The organism is Duganella sp. Root198D2 (genome assembly GCF_001428585.1).
GTDB lineage: Bacteria > Pseudomonadota > Gammaproteobacteria > Burkholderiales > Burkholderiaceae_D > Rugamonas.
In genome coordinates, this window is sequence record NZ_LMIC01000004.1 from 103,518 (window position 1) to 121,924 (window position 18,407).

The following is an 18,407-nucleotide window of genomic DNA, read 5'->3' on the forward strand; positions in this document are numbered from 1 at the left end:
CATGACCATCAGTGACCTGCCAAACATCAAGCCCGACTTGCTGGATATTCCCAGCATCGAGAAGCTTGCCGCGGAAGGAGATCTTGCTCATCCGCCGCGCATCCTGATGCTGTATGGTTCCTTGCGCGAGCGGTCTTTCAGCCGCTTCCTGACTTATGAGGCTGCGCGGATCCTTGAGCACTTCGGCGCCGAGGTTAAGATCTTCGATCCGATGGAACTTCCGATGGTGGGCAGCGTATCTGAAGACCATCCAAAGGTTCGCGAGTTGCGCGAGCTGTGCCTGTGGTCGGAAGGCCAGGTGTGGTGCAGTCCCGAGCGTCATGGTGCGGTCACCGCGGTGATGAAGAACCAGATCGACTGGATACCGCTGGAGCAAGGCGCCATGCGCCCTAGCCAGGGGCGCACGCTGGCCGTGATGCAAGTTTGCGGTGGTTCGCAGTCGTTCAACGTCGTCAACACGTTGCGCTTACTGGGCCGCTGGATGCGCATGTTCACCATCCCAAATCAATCATCGGTTCCGATGGCATACAAGGAGTTCGATGATGCCGGGCGCATGCGCCCTTCTGCCTACTACGATCGCGTGGTGGACGTAATGGAGGAGTTGGTCAAGATTACGCTGTTGATGCGTGGTCGAACCGACTATCTGACCGACCGCTATAGCGAACGAAACGAGCGAGCTCAGGCGAAAATCAATCAACAGATTGCCCGCCTGTAACGCTCTTGATGTGAAGAGGTTCAGATGGGCCAACGCAGATTGACTTTACACGATCGTGCACTGCTGCAGTTGAGCGAAGAGACAGTTTATGTGGCGGAGGGACCGGGATTCGAACTCGGTGCCTTGAGGTAAGAGACTAGGGCAAGAATTCAATTCAGATAAAGCGAAAAAGCCCTCGATCTACGAGGGCTTTTTCCGTGTTCTGGCGGAGAGGGTGGGATTCGAACCCACGGTACGATTTAACGTACGCCTGATTTCGAGTCAGGTACATTCGACCACTCTGCCACCTCTCCAGGTACTGCTAGCAACGGTGGTCGCCGTTGAGAGCCAAGATTATAGCAGCCCTTTTTAAAAAAGGAAGGGCTATTTTCAACTTTATGCTACGAGCTTGGTCAGTCCGCCCATATAAGGCTGCAGCGCGGCTGGAATATCCACCGAACCGTCGGCCTGCTGGTAGTTTTCCAGTACGGCGACCAGGGTGCGCCCCACTGCCAGGCCGGAGCCGTTCAGGGTGTGCAGCAGTTCGGGCTTGCCCGCAGCATTGCGGAAGCGCGCCTGCATGCGGCGCGCCTGGAAAGCTTCGCAGTTCGACAGCGAGGAAATTTCGCGGTAGGTGTTCTGCGCCGGCAGCCACACTTCCAGGTCATAGGTCTTGGCAGCGCCAAAGCCCATGTCGCCGGTGCACAGCTGCATCACGCGATACGGCAGGCCGAGCGCCTGCAGGATGGTTTCGGCGTGGCCGACCATTTCTTCCAGCGCTTCGTACGACTTCTCTGGATGCACCACCTGGACCAGTTCAACCTTGTCGAACTGGTGCTGGCGAATCATGCCCTTGGTGTCGCGGCCTGCGGAACCGGCTTCGGAGCGGAAGCATGGGGTGTGGGCGGTGACCTTGATCGGCAGCGTTTCAACAGCCACGATCTCGTCGCGCACCATGTTGGTCAGCGAAACTTCCGAGGTCGGGATCAGGTAGAAGGTCTGGCCTTCGCCTTCCGCGCCGCCCTTCTTCACCGAGAACAGGTCTGCCTCGAACTTCGGCAGCTGGCCGGTGCCCATCAACGACTCGGCATTGACCATGTACGGGGTGTAGCACTCGGTGTAGCCGTGCTTGTCGGTGTGGGTGTCCAGCATGAACTGCGCCAGTGCGCGGTGCAGGCGTGCGATGCCGCCCTTCATGACGCTGAAGCGGGAGCCGGTCAGTTTGGTGGCGGTCTCGAAGTCCAGGCCCAGTGCGGCGCCCACGTCGGCGTGGTCTTTGACTTCGAAGTCGAAGCTGCGCGGGGTGCCGAATTTGCGGACTTCCACATTGCCCGTTTCGTCGGCGCCTGGCGGCACCGATTCGTGCGGCAGGTTCGGTACGGCCTGCAGGAAGGTGTTCATCTTCAACTGCACGTCGGCCAGCTTGATCTCATTGGCCTTCAGTTCGTCGCCCAGGCCGCCTACTTCGGCCATCACGGCGGTGGTATCTTCCCCTTTGCCCTTCATCATGCCGATCTGCTTGGACAGCGAATTACGCTTGCTTTGCAGTTCCTCGGTACGCATCTGGATGGCTTTACGTTCGCCTTCCAGGGCATTGAAGCCAGCTACGTCGAGCTGGAACTTGCGGGTCGCCAGTTTGGCGGCGACAGTATCAATGTCTTTACGGAGAAGTTGGATGTCAATCATGTTGTTATTGCTGCCGCTGCGAGGTTTAGTCGAAAGGAGCAATTGTACCAAGATGACAGCACAACAACCGAGTTTTACGCCCTCCGGCGTTGTGCTGTCAGATCAATGCCGCTTTTTCAGCTGCGGTCAGGCGCTTGGCTGCGACCACCACGGTTGGGATGCTGGTGTCGATTTGGGCCACGGCCGGGTCGGCGGCTACGTGCAGCACCGGGGTGGTGGCGGTTGCGAAGGTGGTGGCGGTGGCCAGGGCTGCGGCGATAACGAAGATCGCTTCCATGTGTTTCAGGGCTTTCATGATGTTCTCCTTCAGGTCAGTGTTGAACTACTTCCGTGCTTCCATGGTTACACTGTACCTAAAGCCTCCCTGCCCTGCCCTGCACTTGCGACGAAGCGCTGAATTTGCGGAATGAACTGCAAATCAGGCGCCCTGCAACCATCCCTTCACGGCGGCATTGAAGGCTTCCGGCTGCTCACGCATGACCCAGTGCCCGCTGCGGAAGGCGATTACCCGGCTGTCCGGCTTGGACTGCACGGCCGCTTCGAAACTGCGGGTGTGGAAGGAGAACGGCTTGCGCTTGCCGTAAATGTAGAGCATGGGCCAGCGCAGCTTGAACGGCAGCGTCCCCACGGCTGGCGTGCTGGTACGCAGCCAGGTGACCGCATGTGGCAGTTGCAGGCGCGCGCAGGCTTCGCGCGCCGCCCGGCTGTTACCGCTGGACGCTTTCAGGCGGCGATGGGCAAAAGCCAGGCGCAAGCGGGTTTTCCAGTCCAGCGAGGCGCGATAAGTCATCTGGCTGGAGCCACCGATACCGACGCTGATCACCCGGCTCACCAGCTCCGGGTAGCGCAGCGCGAACTGATAGCCAAACACGCAGCCCCAATCGCTCAACATCAGGATCACGGGACGGCCGCCATTCGCAGCCTGCACGGTATCGGCATAGAGCTTTGATACTTCGTCAATGGAATGGCTGCCTTTGGCACCCTGGTTGGGGAAGCTGAAGCGTACGCAGCGATAGGTTGGGGAAAAGGCAGCAACCTGCGCATCCCACAGGCTACGGTCGTAAGGCCAGCCATGAATCATCATCATGGCTTCCTCACCTTCACCATCGACATGGACGGTCACCCCATCGACTGTCAGACGCTCCGTCATCCCGCCCTCCGTTAGAATATTTACAACATCGTAACGTTAGGTAATAAGAATGTAAAGTCCCGTAGGGGTTTGCACTAGTTTGTCTACAAATAATAGGAAAATTCCTACAATTGCCGACTGATAGCGACTATCCCTCGCTGGGCTTCATTTGGAGATGAGGTACAGCCATTGGTGCAACTGCGAAACTTCGTGCTGGATAAATGCGCCATCATCGAAGGCATTGGCGAGCGTGGCAATGCCTTGGCTGCGCGCCAGCAAATGCATTGCCAGGCCATCAGCATCCGCAGCGGCCTTGGTGCCGAGCTGCGCGAACTGCGACCGCAGCCAGTCGCGGAATAGCGTAAGCAAGGTATTCGCCTGCGGCAGCGCTGGGTGTTCGAGCTTGGCCAGTTCGGTGCACAGCGTGCCCACCGGGCACCCGTTGCGGCGGATCGCTGGCGCATTCATCGCCATCATGTCGATGAAATGGCCAATGCGCGCTGCCGGCAGGGCTGTTTCCGCGGCCCAGGCATCGAGCATCGCTTGCGTCTTCTGCCGGCGCAGTTCGATCACGGCCGCCAGGATCTCGTCCTTTGTCTTGAAGTGGTAGTAGAAATTGCCGCGCGAGAGTTCGACTGCCGCCGCGATGTCGGCGAAACTGGTGTGGCCATAGCCGTGCTCATAGAACAGCCGGTCGGCAGTTTCGACGATGCGTGCGCGGGTGATGCTTGCCTGTTTGCTCATGCCGCCAAGCGTAGGACAGGCATCCTACGATGTCAAGCAACTAAGCCTTGCGGGCTTCTTCGTCGAGTTTGCGCAGGAAGGCCAGCTTGTCGGCGATCTTCGATTCCAGGCCGCGCGGGACCGGCTGGTACCAGCCCGGTTCAGCCATGCCATCGGGCAGGTAGGTTTCGCCGGCGGCATAGGCATCCGGCTCGTCATGGGCGTAGCGGTATTCGTGGCCGTAGCCCAGCTCCTTCATCAGCTTGGTCGGCGCGTTGCGCAGGTGAACCGGCACTTCGCGCGACTTGTCGCGGCGGATGAACGCCATGGCGGCGTTGTAGGCGTTGTAGCCGGCATTGCTTTTGGCTGCGACCGCGAGGTAGATCACGGCCTGGGCCAGCGCCAGCTCCCCTTCCGGCGAACCGAGGCGCTCATAGGTTTCGGCGGCGTCGTTGGCCATGGTCAGGGCGCGCGGGTCGGCCAGGCCGATGTCCTCCCACGCCATGCGCACGATGCGGCGCGCCAGGTAGCGCGGGTCGGCGCCGCCATCGATCATGCGGCAGAACCAGTACAGGGCGCCGTCGGGGTTGGAGCCGCGCACGGACTTGTGCAGGGCCGAGATCTGGTCGTAGAAGTTGTCGCCGCCCTTGTCGAAGCGGCGCGCGTTCAGCGTCAACGCGTTCTGCACGAATTCGCCGGTGACCTTGTCGGTGCGCGCGGTCGCGGCGGCGGTCTTGGTCTGTTCCAGCAGGTTCAGGAAACGGCGCGCATCGCCGTCGGCATAGCCGATCAGGGTGTCGATGGCCAGTTCGTCGAAGTCCAGGTCCGGCATGGCGCGCTCTTTGGCGCGGGCCAGCAGCTGGCGCATCTCCTCTTCCGTCAACGCCTTCAGCACATAGACCTGGGCGCGCGACAGCAGCGCGGAATTGACTTCGAACGATGGGTTTTCGGTGGTCGCGCCGATCAGGGTCACCAGGCCCGATTCAACGAAAGGCAGCAACGCGTCCTGCTGCGCCTTGTTGAAGCGGTGGATCTCGTCGATGAACAGGATGGTCTGCTTGCCGCTGGCGACAAACTGCTCCGCCTGTTCAATGGCGGCGCGGATATCCTTGACCCCGCCCAGCACGGCCGAAATGGCGATGAACTCGCAGGCAAATGCGCGCGCGGACAGGCGCGCCAGCGTGGTCTTGCCCACGCCCGGCGGCCCCCACAGGATCATCGAGTGCGGCTTGCCGGATTTGAACAGCAGGTTCAGCGGCTTGCCCTCGCCCAGCAAGTGGCTCTGGCCGATCACGTCCGCCACGCTGTGCGGGCGCATTGCTTCAGCCAGTGGCGGAGTCGGTTCCGGTGCGAACAGGTCAGCTGTCATTCTTTTCTACACCAACAGGATTGGTTACCGGCGCCTGCTGCGTTACCAGTCCGCCATACAGGGAACTGAACTCCTTTTTCGGCAGCTTGGCCAGCAAATCGACAATGGCGGCAAAGCCGCCGTGCTGCGCAGCCCACGCCTGCACTTCCAGATTCGCCTGGCAATACGTGGCGTTGAGCTTGCCGCCGCCCGGCCGTGTGTACTGGTGCCAGTCGTGCGTGGCAGCCAGTTTGTTCAGGTCATCAATACCTTGCGATCCCGGCTTGCAGCCATGCCCTTCGGCCGCGCTCGCCAGTCCTTCGTTGAACCAGGCTGGCACCAGGCGCCCGCCGGTACGCGCATGGACCTCGACATGCGACAACTCGTGCGCCAGTACAGCCAGCAGCTTTTCATCACTGGTCGTGGGCCGGCCCGCCATGCTGTTGATCACTATGCCGGCCCGTTCGAAATAGTATTTTCCGTCGTAGTAGTAGCCGGGCCGCACAACCGTGAAGGAGCGCCACTCCGCGCCCGCCAGGAAGCGCGCGCATTCAACACTCTTGCAGAAGAAGAAATCCGGTATGCCGCCTTTTCGCTCTCCGTAGAAAGCGGCGATATTGTCCAGGGCGGCGGGAACCAGCGGCTTGAGCCGGTCTTGCTCGGCCGGGGTGAACGCCTTGTCAAAGACATAGCGCCCCTGGCGCACCAGATCGTCGCTTCCGAAATCGGACGCGCCGGCGGTGCCGGCGGCAAGCAGTGCGAGGCTGAAGGCGAGTCGTTTCATGCCTTAATTGTTGATGACGTCCGCACCCTTGGGCATGACAAATTTAAAGGACGTTGCATTCAGCGCCGGATTTTTTTCAAACTTCTTGAACGACAGGATGGAAGTCTGGCCGAAGCTGTCTTTCAGCTCCATCGCCTCCGGCACGCCATTTTTCAGGCCGATCTGGATTTGCTCGAAGCTGGAATCCTTGGCTTTCGGCGTAGCTTTCAGCCATTCCAGGCCGTCGCGGGTACCCGCTTCGGACAGGGCGAAGTTCTTTTCCAGGTCATTGGAACCGAACAGGATGGCAGCCGGGGAAGAACCGAGCGCATCGCCCAGTTTGCGCACGGTGACCTGGTTCAGGTCCTTGTCGAAAATATAAAGCTGTTCGCCGTCGGCCTGCAGCAACTGGTCGTAAGGCTTGGTGTAAGACCAGATGAACTTACCCGGGCGGGCAAAGGTGAAGCTGCCGGACGACAGTTTGTCCTTGCTGCCCTGCGCCACGACCTTCTGCGTGAACTCGCCCTTGGCGGCCTTGGTGCTGGCCACGAAAGACTTGAACTGGTCCAGCGCCGCAGCGCTGGCGGTACCTGCAAACAGCAGGCCGGCGGCAACAGCCGCCATGAGTTTGGTGCTCTTCATAAGAATCCTTATTCCGCCGATGCGGTAGGTGCGATGATTTCGCGGTTGCCGTTCGACTGCATGGCCGATACAACGCCGCTGTTTTCCATCTGTTCCAGCAGGCGCGCGGCCCGGTTGTAGCCGATGCGCAGGTGGCGCTGCACCAGCGAAATCGATGCCTTGCGGTGCTTCAGCACGACTTGCACGGCCTGGTCGTACATCGGGTCGGACTCGCTGTCGCCGCCGCCGGCACCGGCCAATGCATCGCCACCGCCCTCTTCCAGCGTGCCGCCCTCAAGGATGCCCTCGATGTAATTCGGCTCACCCTGGGCTTTCAGGTGCTTCACCACGCGGTGCACTTCATCGTCCGAGACAAAGGCGCCGTGCACGCGGACCGGCAGGCCGGTACCCGGCGGCATGTACAGCATGTCACCCATGCCGAGCAGCGCTTCCGCACCCATCTGGTCAAGGATGGTGCGCGAGTCGATTTTGGACGATACCTGGAAGGCAATACGCGTCGGGATATTAGCCTTGATCAGGCCGGTAATCACGTCTACAGATGGGCGCTGCGTCGCCAGAATCAAGTGCAGGCCGGCCGCGCGGGCTTTCTGCGCGATACGTGCGATCAGCTCTTCCACCTTCTTACCGACCACCATCATCAGGTCGGCCAATTCGTCGATGATGATGACGATGGTCGGCAGTTTTTCCAGCGGTTCCGGCGCGTCAGGCGTGATCGAGAACGGGTTCGGGATCTTTTCTTCGCGCTTGTCCGCCTCGGCGATCTTGGCGTTGTAGCCCGCCAGGTTACGCACGCCCAGCTTGGACATCAGCTTGTAGCGGCGCTCCATCTCGTTCACCGCCCAGTTCAGGGCGTGGCCGGCCTGGCGCATATCGGTCACTACCGGCGCCAGCAGGTGCGGAATGCCTTCGTACACCGACATTTCCAGCATCTTCGGGTCGATCAGGATCATGCGCACATCATGCGGGTCGGCCTTGTACAGCAGCGACAGGATGGTGGCATTAATACCAACGGACTTACCGGACCCGGTAGTACCCGCGACCAGCAAGTGCGGCATCTTGGCCAGGTCGGCCACCACCGGCTTGCCGGCGATGTCCTTACCCAGCGCCACGGTCAGCGGCGAATGGTTGTCGTTATAGACCTTGGAGCCGAGGATCTCGGTCAGGCGCACGATCTGGCGCTTCGGATTCGGCAGCTCCAGTGCCATATAGTTTTTACCCGGGATGGTTTCCACCACGCGAATCGAGGTCAGCGACAGCGAACGCGCCAGGTCGCGCGCCAGGTTGACGATCTGGCTGCCCTTGACGCCGGTAGCCGGCTCGATTTCGTAGCGCGTCACGACCGGGCCCGGGTAGGCGGCCACCACCTTGGCTTCCACGCCAAAGTCGGACAGTTTTTTCTCGATCAGGCGGCTGGTGAATTCCAGCGTTTCCACCGCCACGGTTTCCTGCTGCGGCGGCGCATCGTCCAGCAGCGACAGCGGCGGCAGCGTGGTGTTCTCGATTTCCTGGAACAGCGTGCCCTGCTTTTCCTTGATCACGCGCTCGGACTGCACCACCTGGGTGATTTGCGGTTCGATCTTGACGATAGGTGCAGGCGGCGCATCCGGCGGCAAATCGGCCGGCTTCGGATGCTTTTCCTCGTGCTTGACGCGTTCCTTGACCACCTTCTCTTCGCGCTTGACCACGGCCACATCGCCCTGGCGACGGTCTTCGCGGTCTTCCATGCGGGCGCGGATCCAGTCGATGCCCATCTCGATGACTTCACCGATCCGTTCAGCCACCGACATCCACGACACGTGGAAGAACAGGCTGAAGCCGGTGCCGAACAGCAGCAGCAGCAGCAGCGTGGCGCCGGTGAAGCCCAGGCCCACGTGGGCGCCATGGCCGATCAGCTCACCCAGCACGCCGCCCGGTACGCGCGGCAACTGCACTTTCATGGTGTACAGGCGCAGGAATTCCAGGCCCATCGAACCGACCAGCATCAGGCCGAAGCCAATCACGCGGATCAGGCCTTCCTGCTTGTGTTCCGGGTCTTCTTCCTTCTCCAGCACGAACTTGCGGGTCAGGCGGCGATAGCCCTGCCACACCACGCGCAGCATATAGACGCACCACCACCAGGCCGAAAAGCCGAAGATGAACAGCATCAGGTCCGACAGCCAGGCGCCGCCGCGGCCGCCCAGGTTGAACACCTTGGGCACCACGTTATTGTGCGACCAGCCAGGGTCCAGCCGGTTATAGCTGGCCAGGATCAGGATGAAATAGACGCAGACGACAAACAGCGCGAAAAAGCGCGCCTCCGACAGCAGTCGCACCAGCCGATTGGGTAATGGCTGGCGTTCGGTGACATTGCGAGTGTAGCCGGGAGAAGCCTCCTGGCTCTTTTGACTCTTCTTACTCATTGCTTGGAGGCAAAAATTCCATAATTGCGCTTATTCTAAGGCATATCAAGGCCAAACGGCCCCACGGTACATGTGAAATGCACGCTTCGCATATAATTTCGGTTTGCTTGGGCCCGGACTTGTAGCATTCCTGTCCGCACCCATATTCGAGACATACTAACTAGGTAAAGAATCCGCCATGACTACTACCAAACACGCCAAAGTCCTGATTCTCGGCTCCGGTCCAGCAGGCTACAGCGCCGCGATTTACGCCGCACGCGCCAACCTGAACCCGATGCTGGTGACCGGCGTCGAGCAAGGCGGCCAGCTGATGACCACCACCGACGTGGAAAACTGGCCAGCCGACCCGATGGGCGTCCAGGGTCCGGACCTGATGCAGCGTTTCCTGCAGCACGCTGAGCGCTTCAAGACCGAAATCGTGTTTGACCACATCCACACCACGCACCTGAACGAAAAGCCGATCCGCCTGGTGGGCGACAGCAATACCTACACCTGCGACACCCTGATCATTGCCACCGGCGCCTCGGCACAGTACCTTGGCCTGCCGACCGAGCAGGAATTCATGGGCCGCGGCGTATCCGCCTGCGCCACCTGCGACGGCTTCTTCTACCGTGGCCAGGAAGTGGCCGTGGTCGGCGGCGGCAATACCGCTGTTGAAGAAGCCCTGTACCTGTCGAACATCGCCACCAAGGTCACCCTGGTGCACCGCCGCGAGAAATTCCGCGCCGAGCCGATCCTGGTCGACCGCCTGATGGCCAAGGTCGCCGAAGGCAAGATCGAACTGAAACTGAACGCCACCCTGCACGAAGTGAAGGGCGACCAGTCCGGCGTCAACGCCATCACCGTCAAGCATAACGACGGCGGCCTGGCCGACATTTCCGTTCACGGCCTGTTCATCGCCATCGGCCACAAGCCGAATACCGGCATCTTCGAAGGCCAGCTGGAAATGAAGGATGGCTATATCAAGACCCGCACCGGCACCGAAGGCATGGCCACCGCCACCTCCGTGCCGGGCGTGTTCGCTGCCGGCGACGTGCAGGACCACATCTACCGCCAGGCCATCACCTCGGCCGGCACCGGCTGCATGGCCGCACTGGACGCGCAGCGCTACCTGGAAGCGCAAGAGTGAAAAGCTTCGCCGACCTGAAAGGACTGGGCAAGCAGCTCAAGGAGCAGGAAGAGCAGCGCGCGCTCGAGCAGAAAGAGCGCGCCAGGCATGAAAAGGCTGCTTCCGCCGCTGCCAATGTGTTCCAGTCCTCCATGGCCGGCGTGCAGAAGATGAAGCCGTCCGACCGCTACGTGCCGCCCGCCAAGGGCCCGGCCGTAGCGGGCCGCCCTGCCCCATCCGGTTCGCGCAAGCCGCAAACGGCCGAAGAGCAGGCGGCCGACGACGCCGCCGTGCTGCGCGAGTCGATGCTGTCGGATATGTTCGAGGTCGACCATTACATGGAAGAAGACCCTTCGCTGAACTACAGCGCGCCCGGCGTCGGCCCGGACGTGATGAAGCGGATGCGCAAGGGCCATTGGCCGGTCCAGGATGAACTGGACCTGCACGGCAAGCGCCGCGACGAAGCGCGCCAGGCGGTGGACGACTTCCTGCTCAAAGCCAGGCAGCGCAACTACCGCTGCGTGTGCGTGATCTACGGCCGCGGCTTCGGTTCGCGCGGCGGCGAGCCGGTGCTGAAATCCATGGTCCACTCCTGGCTGGTGCAGACCGACGGCGTGATCGCCTTCTGCCAAGCCCGCGCCGAAGAAGGCGGCGAAGGCGCCATCATGGTGCTGCTGCGTTCCGCCCTGTCTCCCCAGCGCTGATCAGCCCCTGTTCCGTTGCCGCTGCTGCGCCGTGGCGGGCGCAGCTTGCAGGTTCCGCTATCAGGATGCTAATCTGCGCCTCATGCAAATCGTCCCCGCCGTTTCCCTGATCACCATCATTGAGGTCGTAGCAATCCTCGTCGGGGCCTTTTCCGGATTTATCGAAGCGCGCCGCAAGCGCATGGACATTGTCGGCGTCTTTATCGTCGCCTTCATCACCGCCTTCGGCGGCGGCACCGTGCGCGACATCCTGCTCGACAAGCGCCCCCTGTTCTGGGTGGCGCACCAGGAATATACCATCCTGCTGTTCGTGGTCGCACTGGTCGCTGCACCCTTCGTCAAGCATATCCGCCATATCGTTTCCGAGCGCCTGATCGTGATTGCCGACGCGGTCGGCCTTGGCCTGTTCGCCGTCGCCAGCGTGGCGCAAGCGCTTGCGGCCGACATGCCGATCTTCGTGGCCGTGATGATGGGCGTGGTAACGGGTATTTTCGGCGGCGTGCTGCGCGACATTATCTGCAACGAGGTGCCGATGGTGTTCCGCGATGGCAAACCGTATGCGATTTGCGCCTTCTTCGGCTGCTGGTTCTACATCGCGCTGCAATACACCCAGGTTTCGGACGACGTGGCCCTGTGGTCCAGCGCTGGCCTGATCACCGTGATGCGCCTGCTGGCCTGGCGTTTCGACCTGAAGATCAATCGGCCGTAGGGCTATCGCCAACATACTTTCAATTGGAAAGTTAAAACTTAGCAATAAGAAACAACTGATACAATGGCGCAACTTTCCATGATGCGCTTGCCTGTCCGTGTTTACCTTTGATGTCGCTACTGCAACTAGTCTGGTCGGCTTTTTGTCGATCCTGATTGCCTGCGCCTTCCGGGGCTTGCACGGCCGCGCCCTGGCCGGCACTCCCGGCGGGCAATGGGCCGTGTCGGCCCTGAGCGGCGGTGTGGCGGCGCTCATTGTTGCTAATTCGGCCACACTTCCCGGCTACATCGGCACCATCGCCGACAATGCGCTTTCCATCGTCAGCCTGGTCTTTATCCATCGCGGCACCGCCATGCTGGTCGGGGCACGCTACCGCGACCATTATTATGTGCTGTGCGTTGGCGCAGCAGTCGCGGCGTTCGCCTGGTTCAGCTACGGCTACCCGAGCGTGCAAGCGCGCATCGGGCTGGTGTCGGCCTGCCGCGCCGCATTCTACTGTGCCACCCTGCTGCTGCTGCTCAAGCGCCCCGCCCTGCCCGCCGGCACGCGCTACCTGGTCGACATCCTGGCCCTGGCAGCCATCTGGAGCATGGTGCGCCTTTGCGCCGCCCTGTTCTCGGGCGATCATGTCGACACCTTCCTGGCAGGCGGCACCTCGTTCGCCGTCATGGTCGCGGTAAGCGGCATCCTGCACGTGCTGGTCAACGCCTTCCAGTTCCGGCTGGAGAGCGAAAAGATTCGCGACGAACTTGCCGCCCACGCCGGGCACCTGCAGCAAAAGCGCGACATGCTGAAGAACGTGGTGACCGAGCGTACCGCGGAGCTGACCAGGCAAGCCACCACCGACAGCATGACCGGCATCGCCAGCCGGCGCCACTTCATGGAGCGCGGCAACGACGAAATCGACCGCGCCCGCCGCTACCACCTGCCGCTGACGGTCCTGCTGCTGGACATCGACCACTTCAAGCAGATCAACGACCGCTTCGGGCATCCGGCCGGCGACAAGCTGCTGCAAGTGGTTGCGCAAGCCTGCCAGTCCAATGCCCGCAATGTCGACCTGCCTGGCCGCCTCGGCGGCGAAGAATTTGCCTTGCTGATGCCTGAAACCAGCGCCGTTGCGGCCCGCCTCGCGGCCGAGCGGCTGCGGCGCGCCATCAGCGCCATTCCGCCCGCGCTGTCCGGCGTGCCGCACCAGGTCACCGCCAGCTTCGGCATCGCCACGCTGAAATCGTACGATGCCTCGATGGACGGCCTTGTCGCCCGCGCCGACGCCGCGCTGTATCGCGCCAAGAACGGCGGCCGCAACCGCGTGGAGGCGGCGTGAATACCCTGCACCCTGGAACTTGCGAACTGACCCTCGGCATTGCCTGCTTCGCGATCGGCATCGCCTTCATCGGCTTGCACGCAGTACGCGATGGACGTTCGGCCGGCTCGAACTGGAGCCTGGCAGCTATTTGCCAGGGCTCGGCCTGGATACTGGCCAGCATGGGCGGCGAATTGCCGGCATTTCTCACAATCGTGCTGCCGACCGTACTGGGCGCCGCGAATGCCGTGCTGTTGCTGCGCGGCGCAGCGAGCTATATGCCGGCTCCGTCGCCATGCCTGCTCAAGCCGCAGCCCTGGACAGGACTCCTGCTGGCGACCGCCCTGCTCTACGCCTTATCCGGCGCAACCGCCCGCGTGCCCTTGCTGCTGGCGTCGATCGCGCTCCTGGCCTTCCATGCGCCGCGAAATGGCCGACTGATCTTGTGCGCCTTGTTCGGCATCGACGCCGCCTGGCAGTTACTTGGTGCTGCGGCAGGCATGGCCGGCATGGCTGCGGTCGGCGAACTGCTGCGCGGCGCCCTCACCATTCTCGTGATCGCCGCACAATTCCGCATCGAGAGCGACAATGCGCGCACCTCTCTCCAGGCACTGGCCGACGCGCTGGAAGTGGAGAGCCTGCAACTGGAAAAAACCATCGAGGCCCGCAACCGTGAACTGCACGAGATCGCGACCACCGATTTCCTGACCGGCATTGCCAACCGCCGCCAGTTCATGGCGCGCGCCGAAATGGAACTCGAACGCTCGCGGCGCTATGGGCACAAGCTCGCGCTGCTGATGGTCGATATCGACCACTTCAAATCGATCAACGACAGCTTCGGCCATCCCACCGGCGACCAGGCGATCATCGCCATTGGGCGCCATTGCGCCACTGCCTGCAGGCGCAGCGACCTGGCGGCCCGCCTGGGCGGCGAGGAATTTGCGATTTTGCTGCCATCCACCGGCGAGAATGAAGCGCGGATTGTGGCAGAACGCCTGCGCGCCGGAAGCCAGGCGCTGCAAGTTCGGCATCAAGGCCGGGCCGTGCCGCTCAAGCTGAGCATCGGCATTGCCTGCCTGGAGGAGGAAGACACCGGGCCGGACACGCTGCTGGCGCGCGCCGACCAGGCTTTATACGAGGCCAAGAACGCCGGCCGCGATTGCGTACGCGTTGCTGCTAAAGCTGCAGCGTGATCAAACCGCGTCCGGTCCCGTTTCACCGGTGCGGATGCGGATCACCTGCTCGATGTTCTGCACGAAGATCTTGCCGTCGCCGATCTTGCCGGTGCGGGCCGCCTTGATGATCGCATCGACAGCGGTATCGACCACGCTGTCGTCCACCACCACTTCCACCTTCACCTTCGGCAGGAAATCGACCACATATTCCGCACCGCGATACAGCTCGGTATGTCCCTTCTGGCGGCCGAAGCCTTTTACCTCGGTCACGGTCAGGCCGGTCACGTTCACTTCGGCCAGCGATTCGCGCACTTCGTCCAGCTTGAATGGCTTGATGATGGCGGTAATTTGCTTCATTGCGTTCTCCTTATAGTGGTTTAAGCGTCAGGCACGCTCTTCAGGTTTTCCAGCCATGCTGCGGCTTCCGAGTCACTCGGCGCGCGCCAGTCGCCGCGCGGCGACAGCGAACCGCCGGAACCGACTTTCGGCGCGTTCGGCACGCAAGTGCGCTTGAACTGGGAAGTCTGGAAGAAGCGTTTGAGGAAGATGCCCAGGTTGTGTTTGATGTCTTTCAGCTGGTACTGGTTGCGCGCCACGTGCTCGTCTTCCGGCCACTGGCCGACGTCGCGGTCGGCCCACGCATGGTGCGCCAGGAAAGCCACCTTGGCCGGTGAAAAGCCGAAACGCAGCGTGTAGTACAGGTTGAAGTCCTGCAGCTCGTAAGGACCGATAAAGTCCTGCGTCACTTGCGCCGGCGCCGTGTCGCCGGACTTGCCGGGCACCAGCTCGGGGCTGATTTCAGTATTCACCACGGCCAGCAGCACGCTCGAATTGACGTCGCCGAACTGCTTGCTCTCGGCCACCCAGCGCACCAGGTGGGTGATCAGGGTCTTCGGCACGCTGGCGTTCACGTTGTAATGCGACATATGGTCGCCCACGCCGTAGGTACACCAGCCCAGCGCCAGCTCGCTCAGGTCGCCGGTACCGATCACGATGCCGTTGTGGTGGTTCGCCATACGGAACAGGTGATTGGTGCGTTCGCCCGCCTGCACGTTCTCGAATGTGATGTCGTATTGCTCCTTGCCCTCGCTGTAAGGGTGGCCAAGATCCTTCAGCATCTGGATGCAGCTTGGGCGGATGTCCACCTCCATCGCAGTGCTGCCGACGAATTCCATCAGGGCGCGCGCCTGGTCCAGCGTGCGGCTGCTGGTGGCGAAGCCCGGCATGGTGGCCGCGATGATATTGGTACGCGGCAGGCCGAGATGGTCCATCGCCTTGGCGCAAACCAGCAGCGCATGGGTCGAATCGAGGCCGCCCGAGACGCCGATCACCACCTTCTTGATGCCGGACGAGGACAGGCGCTGCACCAGCGCGCTGACCTGGATGTTATAGACCTCCATGCAGCGCTTGTCGCGCAGTTGCGGGTTGGAGGGCACATATGGGAAGCGCGCCACATTGCGCTCCAGCGGCAGCACGCGGTGCGCCGGCAATTCAACCGGGAAGCGCGCGGTGCGGAACTGCGCCACTTCCGCCTTGTGGCGGCGGGTCGAATGGCCGAAGGTGGTGGTGCGCATGCGTTCGCGCGACAAGCGCTCCAGGTCCACGTCGGCAAAGATCAAGTGCGATTCTTCGGCAAAGCGCTCCGACTCCGCCAGCATTTCCCCGTTTTCGCAAATCAGCGCCTGCCCATCCCAGGCCAGGTCGGTGGTCGACTCGCCGCGCCCGGCCGAGGAGTACAGGTAGGCGGCGATACAGCGCGCCGACTGCTGTCCAACCAGTTGGCGGCGGTAATCGGCCTTGCCGACCAGGATATTCGAAGCCGACAGGTTGACCAGCACGGTCGCCCCGGCCAGCGCAGCAAAGGACGAAGGCGGGATCGGCACCCACACATCCTCGCAGATCTCGATATGGAATTTGAACAGCGGCAGGTTCTCCAGCGCGAACAGCTGGTTGGCGCCGAACGGCACCTGCTGGCCGAGAAGGGAAATTTCGCTGGAAATCGCCTCATCGGCCGCGCTGAACTGGCGCGCCTCATAAAACTCGCCGTAATTCGGCAGGTAAGACTTGGGCACCACACCGCGGATCACACCGCCCGACACCACGATCGCGCAGTTGAACAACTGATGGTCGACCCGCAGCGGCGCCCCCACCACCATCGCCGTCGGAATGCGGCTCGAAGCCTCCACAACGGACTGCAAAGCCTGCAGCACGCCATCCAGCAAGGCACGCTGGTGGAACAAATCGTCGCAGGAATAAGCCGACAGGCCCAGCTCCGGGAACGCCACCAGCAGCGCGCCCTTGGCAGCCGCCTGCTCCGCCAGTTCAATCGTCTGCGCCGCATTAAACAGCGGATCGGCCACCCGGCAGCGCGGCACGCCAACCGCCACACGGGCAAAATCATGGTGGTACAAATTATGGAAGGAATGCGACATAGCTCAGCAAGGCCAATGGTGATGGCGAAGATTTTAACATTGCAGCGAAATGTCCACTTTCGTTCCTGACCCCGAAGTGGACATTTCGTTAGAATAGCCGGATGGAATATCGTACCAGCGTCCTTTCTTCCCTTGCCGATGTCGCCCCTGCCGATTGGGATCGGCTGACGGAGGGCAATCCCTTCCTGTCACACGCCTTCCTGCACGCCCTGCACGAATCGGCCAGTGCATGCGCTGAAACCGGTTGGCAACCGCAATTCCTCGCCGTGTGGGATGGCAACAGCCTGGCTGCTGCCATGCCGCTATACGTCAAATCCCATTCTTACGGCGAGTATGTGTTTGACTGGGCCTGGGCCGAGGCCTACCATCGCAACGGCATCGAGTACTATCCCAAGCTGCTGTCGGCCATTCCCTTCACGCCCGTCACCGGCCCGCGCCTGATGGCCCGCGACAGCACGGCGCGCGCCGCGCTGCTCCAGTTCCTCAGCGAGCAGCAAAGCGTGGCCGGCATGTCCTCCACCCACATCCTGTACCCGCCTGAAGACGAGGCGCGGCAACTGGCGCAGGCTGGTTTCATGCTGCGCAGCGGCGTGCAATTCCACTGGCTGAACCAGGGCTACGAAAGTTTCGAACAATTCCTGCAAACGCTGGAGCAGAAGAAGCGCAAGAACATTCGCGCCGAACGCCGCAAGGTGCGCGATGCCGGCGTCACATTGCGCCAGGTGCGCGGCAGCGAGGCAACGGAGGCCGACTGGCGCTTCTTCCACCGCTGCTACGGCAACACCTACGCCGAGCACCGCTCGTCGCCTTACCTGAACCTGGATTTCTGGCTGCGCCTTGCACGCACCATGCCCCAGCACCTGCTGCTGGTCATGGCGGAGATCGACGGCCGGCCGGTAGCGGCATCCCTGGTGGTCCACACCGCCGATACCCTGTACGGCCGCTACTGGGGTGCAATGGAACACATCCCTTGCCTGCATTACGAGGCCGCGTATTACCAGCCGCTCGAATTCTGCATCGCCAACGGCATCAAAACATTTGAAGGCGGCGCCCAGGGCGAGCACAAGATGGCGCGCGGCTTCCTGCCGCAAAAGACCTGGTCAGCGCACTGGCTGGCCCGCCACGACTTCGCCGACGCAGTGGAGCGCTTCCTCGCGCGCGAAGCGGGCGGCATCGACGACTACCTGGATGAACTGAACGAACACAATCCGTTCCGCCAACAGGCCGGCCTATAGCACCTTCCAGCCCAAGGCCTGGTTGACGGCCGAGCCGAACACCCTGGCTATCGCATTCCAGATGTTTTCAGCCAGTTGCAGGCCGATGATGGCCACCGAACGGATTCGCAGGCGCGCCACCATCTTCTGGTCTTCCATATAGATACGCGCATCGTCTTCGGTGAAATTTCCCTTGGACTTTTGCTTGGCGATCAGCTCCACATCCGAGCGCAGGTTGTCGGCAATATTCTTGACGATGTCGCCCAGGGTATCCCAGGCCTGGTCGTTCCTGGCTGCGTCGCGGGCGGCCTTGATTGCGGCATCAGCCACTTGTGAAAAGTCGACCCCGTTGATCTTGTTCATGCTCGTCCTCCCCGC

Annotated in this window: 18 protein-coding genes and 1 tRNA gene; 7 read left to right on the forward strand and 12 right to left on the reverse strand. The window is 61.9% G+C overall.

Going from position 1 to position 18,407, the window contains the following annotated elements; all coding sequences use genetic code 11:
• Position 1: 1 nt before the first annotated feature.
• Positions 2 to 715 (forward strand): arsenical resistance protein ArsH, encoded by a 714-nt coding sequence (gene arsH, locus ASE26_RS06630; RefSeq protein ID WP_057245814.1) that lies wholly within the window; start codon positions 2 to 4, stop codon positions 713 to 715.
• Positions 716 to 918: 203 nt separating this feature from the next.
• On the opposite strand, the gene ASE26_RS06635 is transcribed toward arsH, so the two are convergent.
• From ASE26_RS06635 to ASE26_RS06675, 9 genes are all read right to left on the reverse strand, one after another.
• Positions 919 to 1,008, reverse strand: a tRNA-Ser gene (locus ASE26_RS06635).
• Positions 1,009 to 1,090: 82 nt separating this feature from the next.
• Positions 1,091 to 2,380 (reverse strand): serine--tRNA ligase, encoded by a 1,290-nt coding sequence (gene serS / locus ASE26_RS06640; RefSeq protein ID WP_055934696.1) that lies wholly within the window; start codon positions 2,378 to 2,380, stop codon positions 1,091 to 1,093.
• Between the two features lie 97 nt (positions 2,381 to 2,477).
• Positions 2,478 to 2,675 (reverse strand): hypothetical protein, encoded by a 198-nt coding sequence (locus ASE26_RS06645; RefSeq protein WP_055934701.1) that lies wholly within the window; start codon positions 2,673 to 2,675, stop codon positions 2,478 to 2,480.
• A gap of 123 nt (positions 2,676 to 2,798) precedes the next feature.
• A complete protein-coding gene (locus tag ASE26_RS06650; protein WP_055934703.1) occupies positions 2,799 to 3,530 on the reverse strand; it encodes an alpha/beta fold hydrolase in 732 nt (243 codons plus the stop codon).
• Between the two features lie 144 nt (positions 3,531 to 3,674).
• Complete coding sequence (locus ASE26_RS06655) at positions 3,675 to 4,253, reverse strand: TetR/AcrR family transcriptional regulator (RefSeq protein ID WP_055934705.1); 579 nt, start codon at positions 4,251 to 4,253, stop codon at positions 3,675 to 3,677.
• A 40-nt stretch (positions 4,254 to 4,293) separates the two neighbouring features.
• The gene (locus tag ASE26_RS06660) at positions 4,294 to 5,601 is read right to left on the reverse strand and encodes a replication-associated recombination protein A (protein ID WP_057245818.1); all 1,308 of its coding nucleotides are present in this window, start codon (positions 5,599 to 5,601) and stop codon (positions 4,294 to 4,296) included.
• Positions 5,591 to 6,364 carry a hypothetical protein gene (locus ASE26_RS06665; protein WP_057245819.1) on the reverse strand — a complete coding sequence of 258 codons (774 nt, stop codon included), beginning with the start codon at positions 6,362 to 6,364 and terminating at the stop codon, positions 5,591 to 5,593. Before ASE26_RS06665 ends, ASE26_RS06660 begins: the two co-directional genes overlap by 11 nt.
• 3 nt (positions 6,365 to 6,367) lie before the next feature.
• Positions 6,368 to 6,985 (reverse strand): outer membrane lipoprotein chaperone LolA, encoded by a 618-nt coding sequence (lolA, locus tag ASE26_RS06670; protein ID WP_055934713.1) that lies wholly within the window; start codon positions 6,983 to 6,985, stop codon positions 6,368 to 6,370.
• An 8-nt stretch (positions 6,986 to 6,993) separates the two neighbouring features.
• Positions 6,994 to 9,384, reverse strand: a complete 2,391-nt coding sequence (locus tag ASE26_RS06675; RefSeq protein WP_055934714.1) for a DNA translocase FtsK — start codon at positions 9,382 to 9,384, stop codon at positions 6,994 to 6,996.
• A gap of 178 nt (positions 9,385 to 9,562) precedes the next feature.
• On the opposite strand from ASE26_RS06675, the gene trxB reads away from it, so the two are divergent.
• The 5 genes from trxB to ASE26_RS06700 all read left to right on the forward strand — a co-directional run bounded on the left by trxB (position 9,563) and on the right by ASE26_RS06700 (position 14,401).
• Positions 9,563 to 10,513 carry a thioredoxin-disulfide reductase gene (trxB, locus tag ASE26_RS06680; RefSeq protein ID WP_055934716.1) on the forward strand — a complete coding sequence of 317 codons (951 nt, stop codon included), beginning with the start codon at positions 9,563 to 9,565 and terminating at the stop codon, positions 10,511 to 10,513.
• A complete protein-coding gene (locus tag ASE26_RS06685) occupies positions 10,510 to 11,196 on the forward strand; it encodes a Smr/MutS family protein (protein WP_055934718.1) in 687 nt (228 codons plus the stop codon). The genes trxB and ASE26_RS06685 overlap by 4 nt, the downstream gene beginning before the upstream one ends.
• An 82-nt stretch (positions 11,197 to 11,278) precedes the next feature.
• A complete protein-coding gene (locus ASE26_RS06690; protein WP_055934721.1) occupies positions 11,279 to 11,905 on the forward strand; it encodes a trimeric intracellular cation channel family protein in 627 nt (208 codons plus the stop codon).
• Between the two features lie 97 nt (positions 11,906 to 12,002).
• Entirely contained in the window at positions 12,003 to 13,229 is a 1,227-nt protein-coding gene (locus ASE26_RS06695; protein WP_156398121.1) for a GGDEF domain-containing protein, read from the forward strand.
• The gene (locus ASE26_RS06700; RefSeq protein WP_055934724.1) at positions 13,226 to 14,401 is read left to right on the forward strand and encodes a GGDEF domain-containing protein; all 1,176 of its coding nucleotides are present in this window, start codon (positions 13,226 to 13,228) and stop codon (positions 14,399 to 14,401) included. The genes ASE26_RS06695 and ASE26_RS06700 overlap by 4 nt, the downstream gene beginning before the upstream one ends.
• Here ASE26_RS06700 and ASE26_RS06705 read toward each other — a convergent pair whose 3' ends face one another.
• The gene (locus ASE26_RS06705) at positions 14,402 to 14,740 is read right to left on the reverse strand and encodes a P-II family nitrogen regulator (protein ID WP_055934726.1); all 339 of its coding nucleotides are present in this window, start codon (positions 14,738 to 14,740) and stop codon (positions 14,402 to 14,404) included.
• Between the two features lie 20 nt (positions 14,741 to 14,760).
• A complete protein-coding gene (locus tag ASE26_RS06710) occupies positions 14,761 to 16,815 on the reverse strand; it encodes an NAD(+) synthase (protein WP_055934728.1) in 2,055 nt (684 codons plus the stop codon).
• Positions 16,816 to 16,916: 101 nt separating this feature from the next.
• Here ASE26_RS06710 and ASE26_RS06715 point away from each other — a divergent pair, with 101 nt between their 5' ends.
• Positions 16,917 to 18,050 (forward strand): GNAT family N-acetyltransferase, encoded by a 1,134-nt coding sequence (locus ASE26_RS06715; protein WP_055934730.1) that lies wholly within the window; start codon positions 16,917 to 16,919, stop codon positions 18,048 to 18,050.
• Here ASE26_RS06715 and ASE26_RS06720 read toward each other — a convergent pair.
• Entirely contained in the window at positions 18,045 to 18,392 is a 348-nt protein-coding gene (locus tag ASE26_RS06720) for a hypothetical protein (protein WP_055934732.1), read from the reverse strand. The two genes, ASE26_RS06715 and ASE26_RS06720, sit on opposite strands and share 6 nt — an antisense overlap.
• Between the last annotated feature and the right edge of the window lie 15 nt (positions 18,393 to 18,407).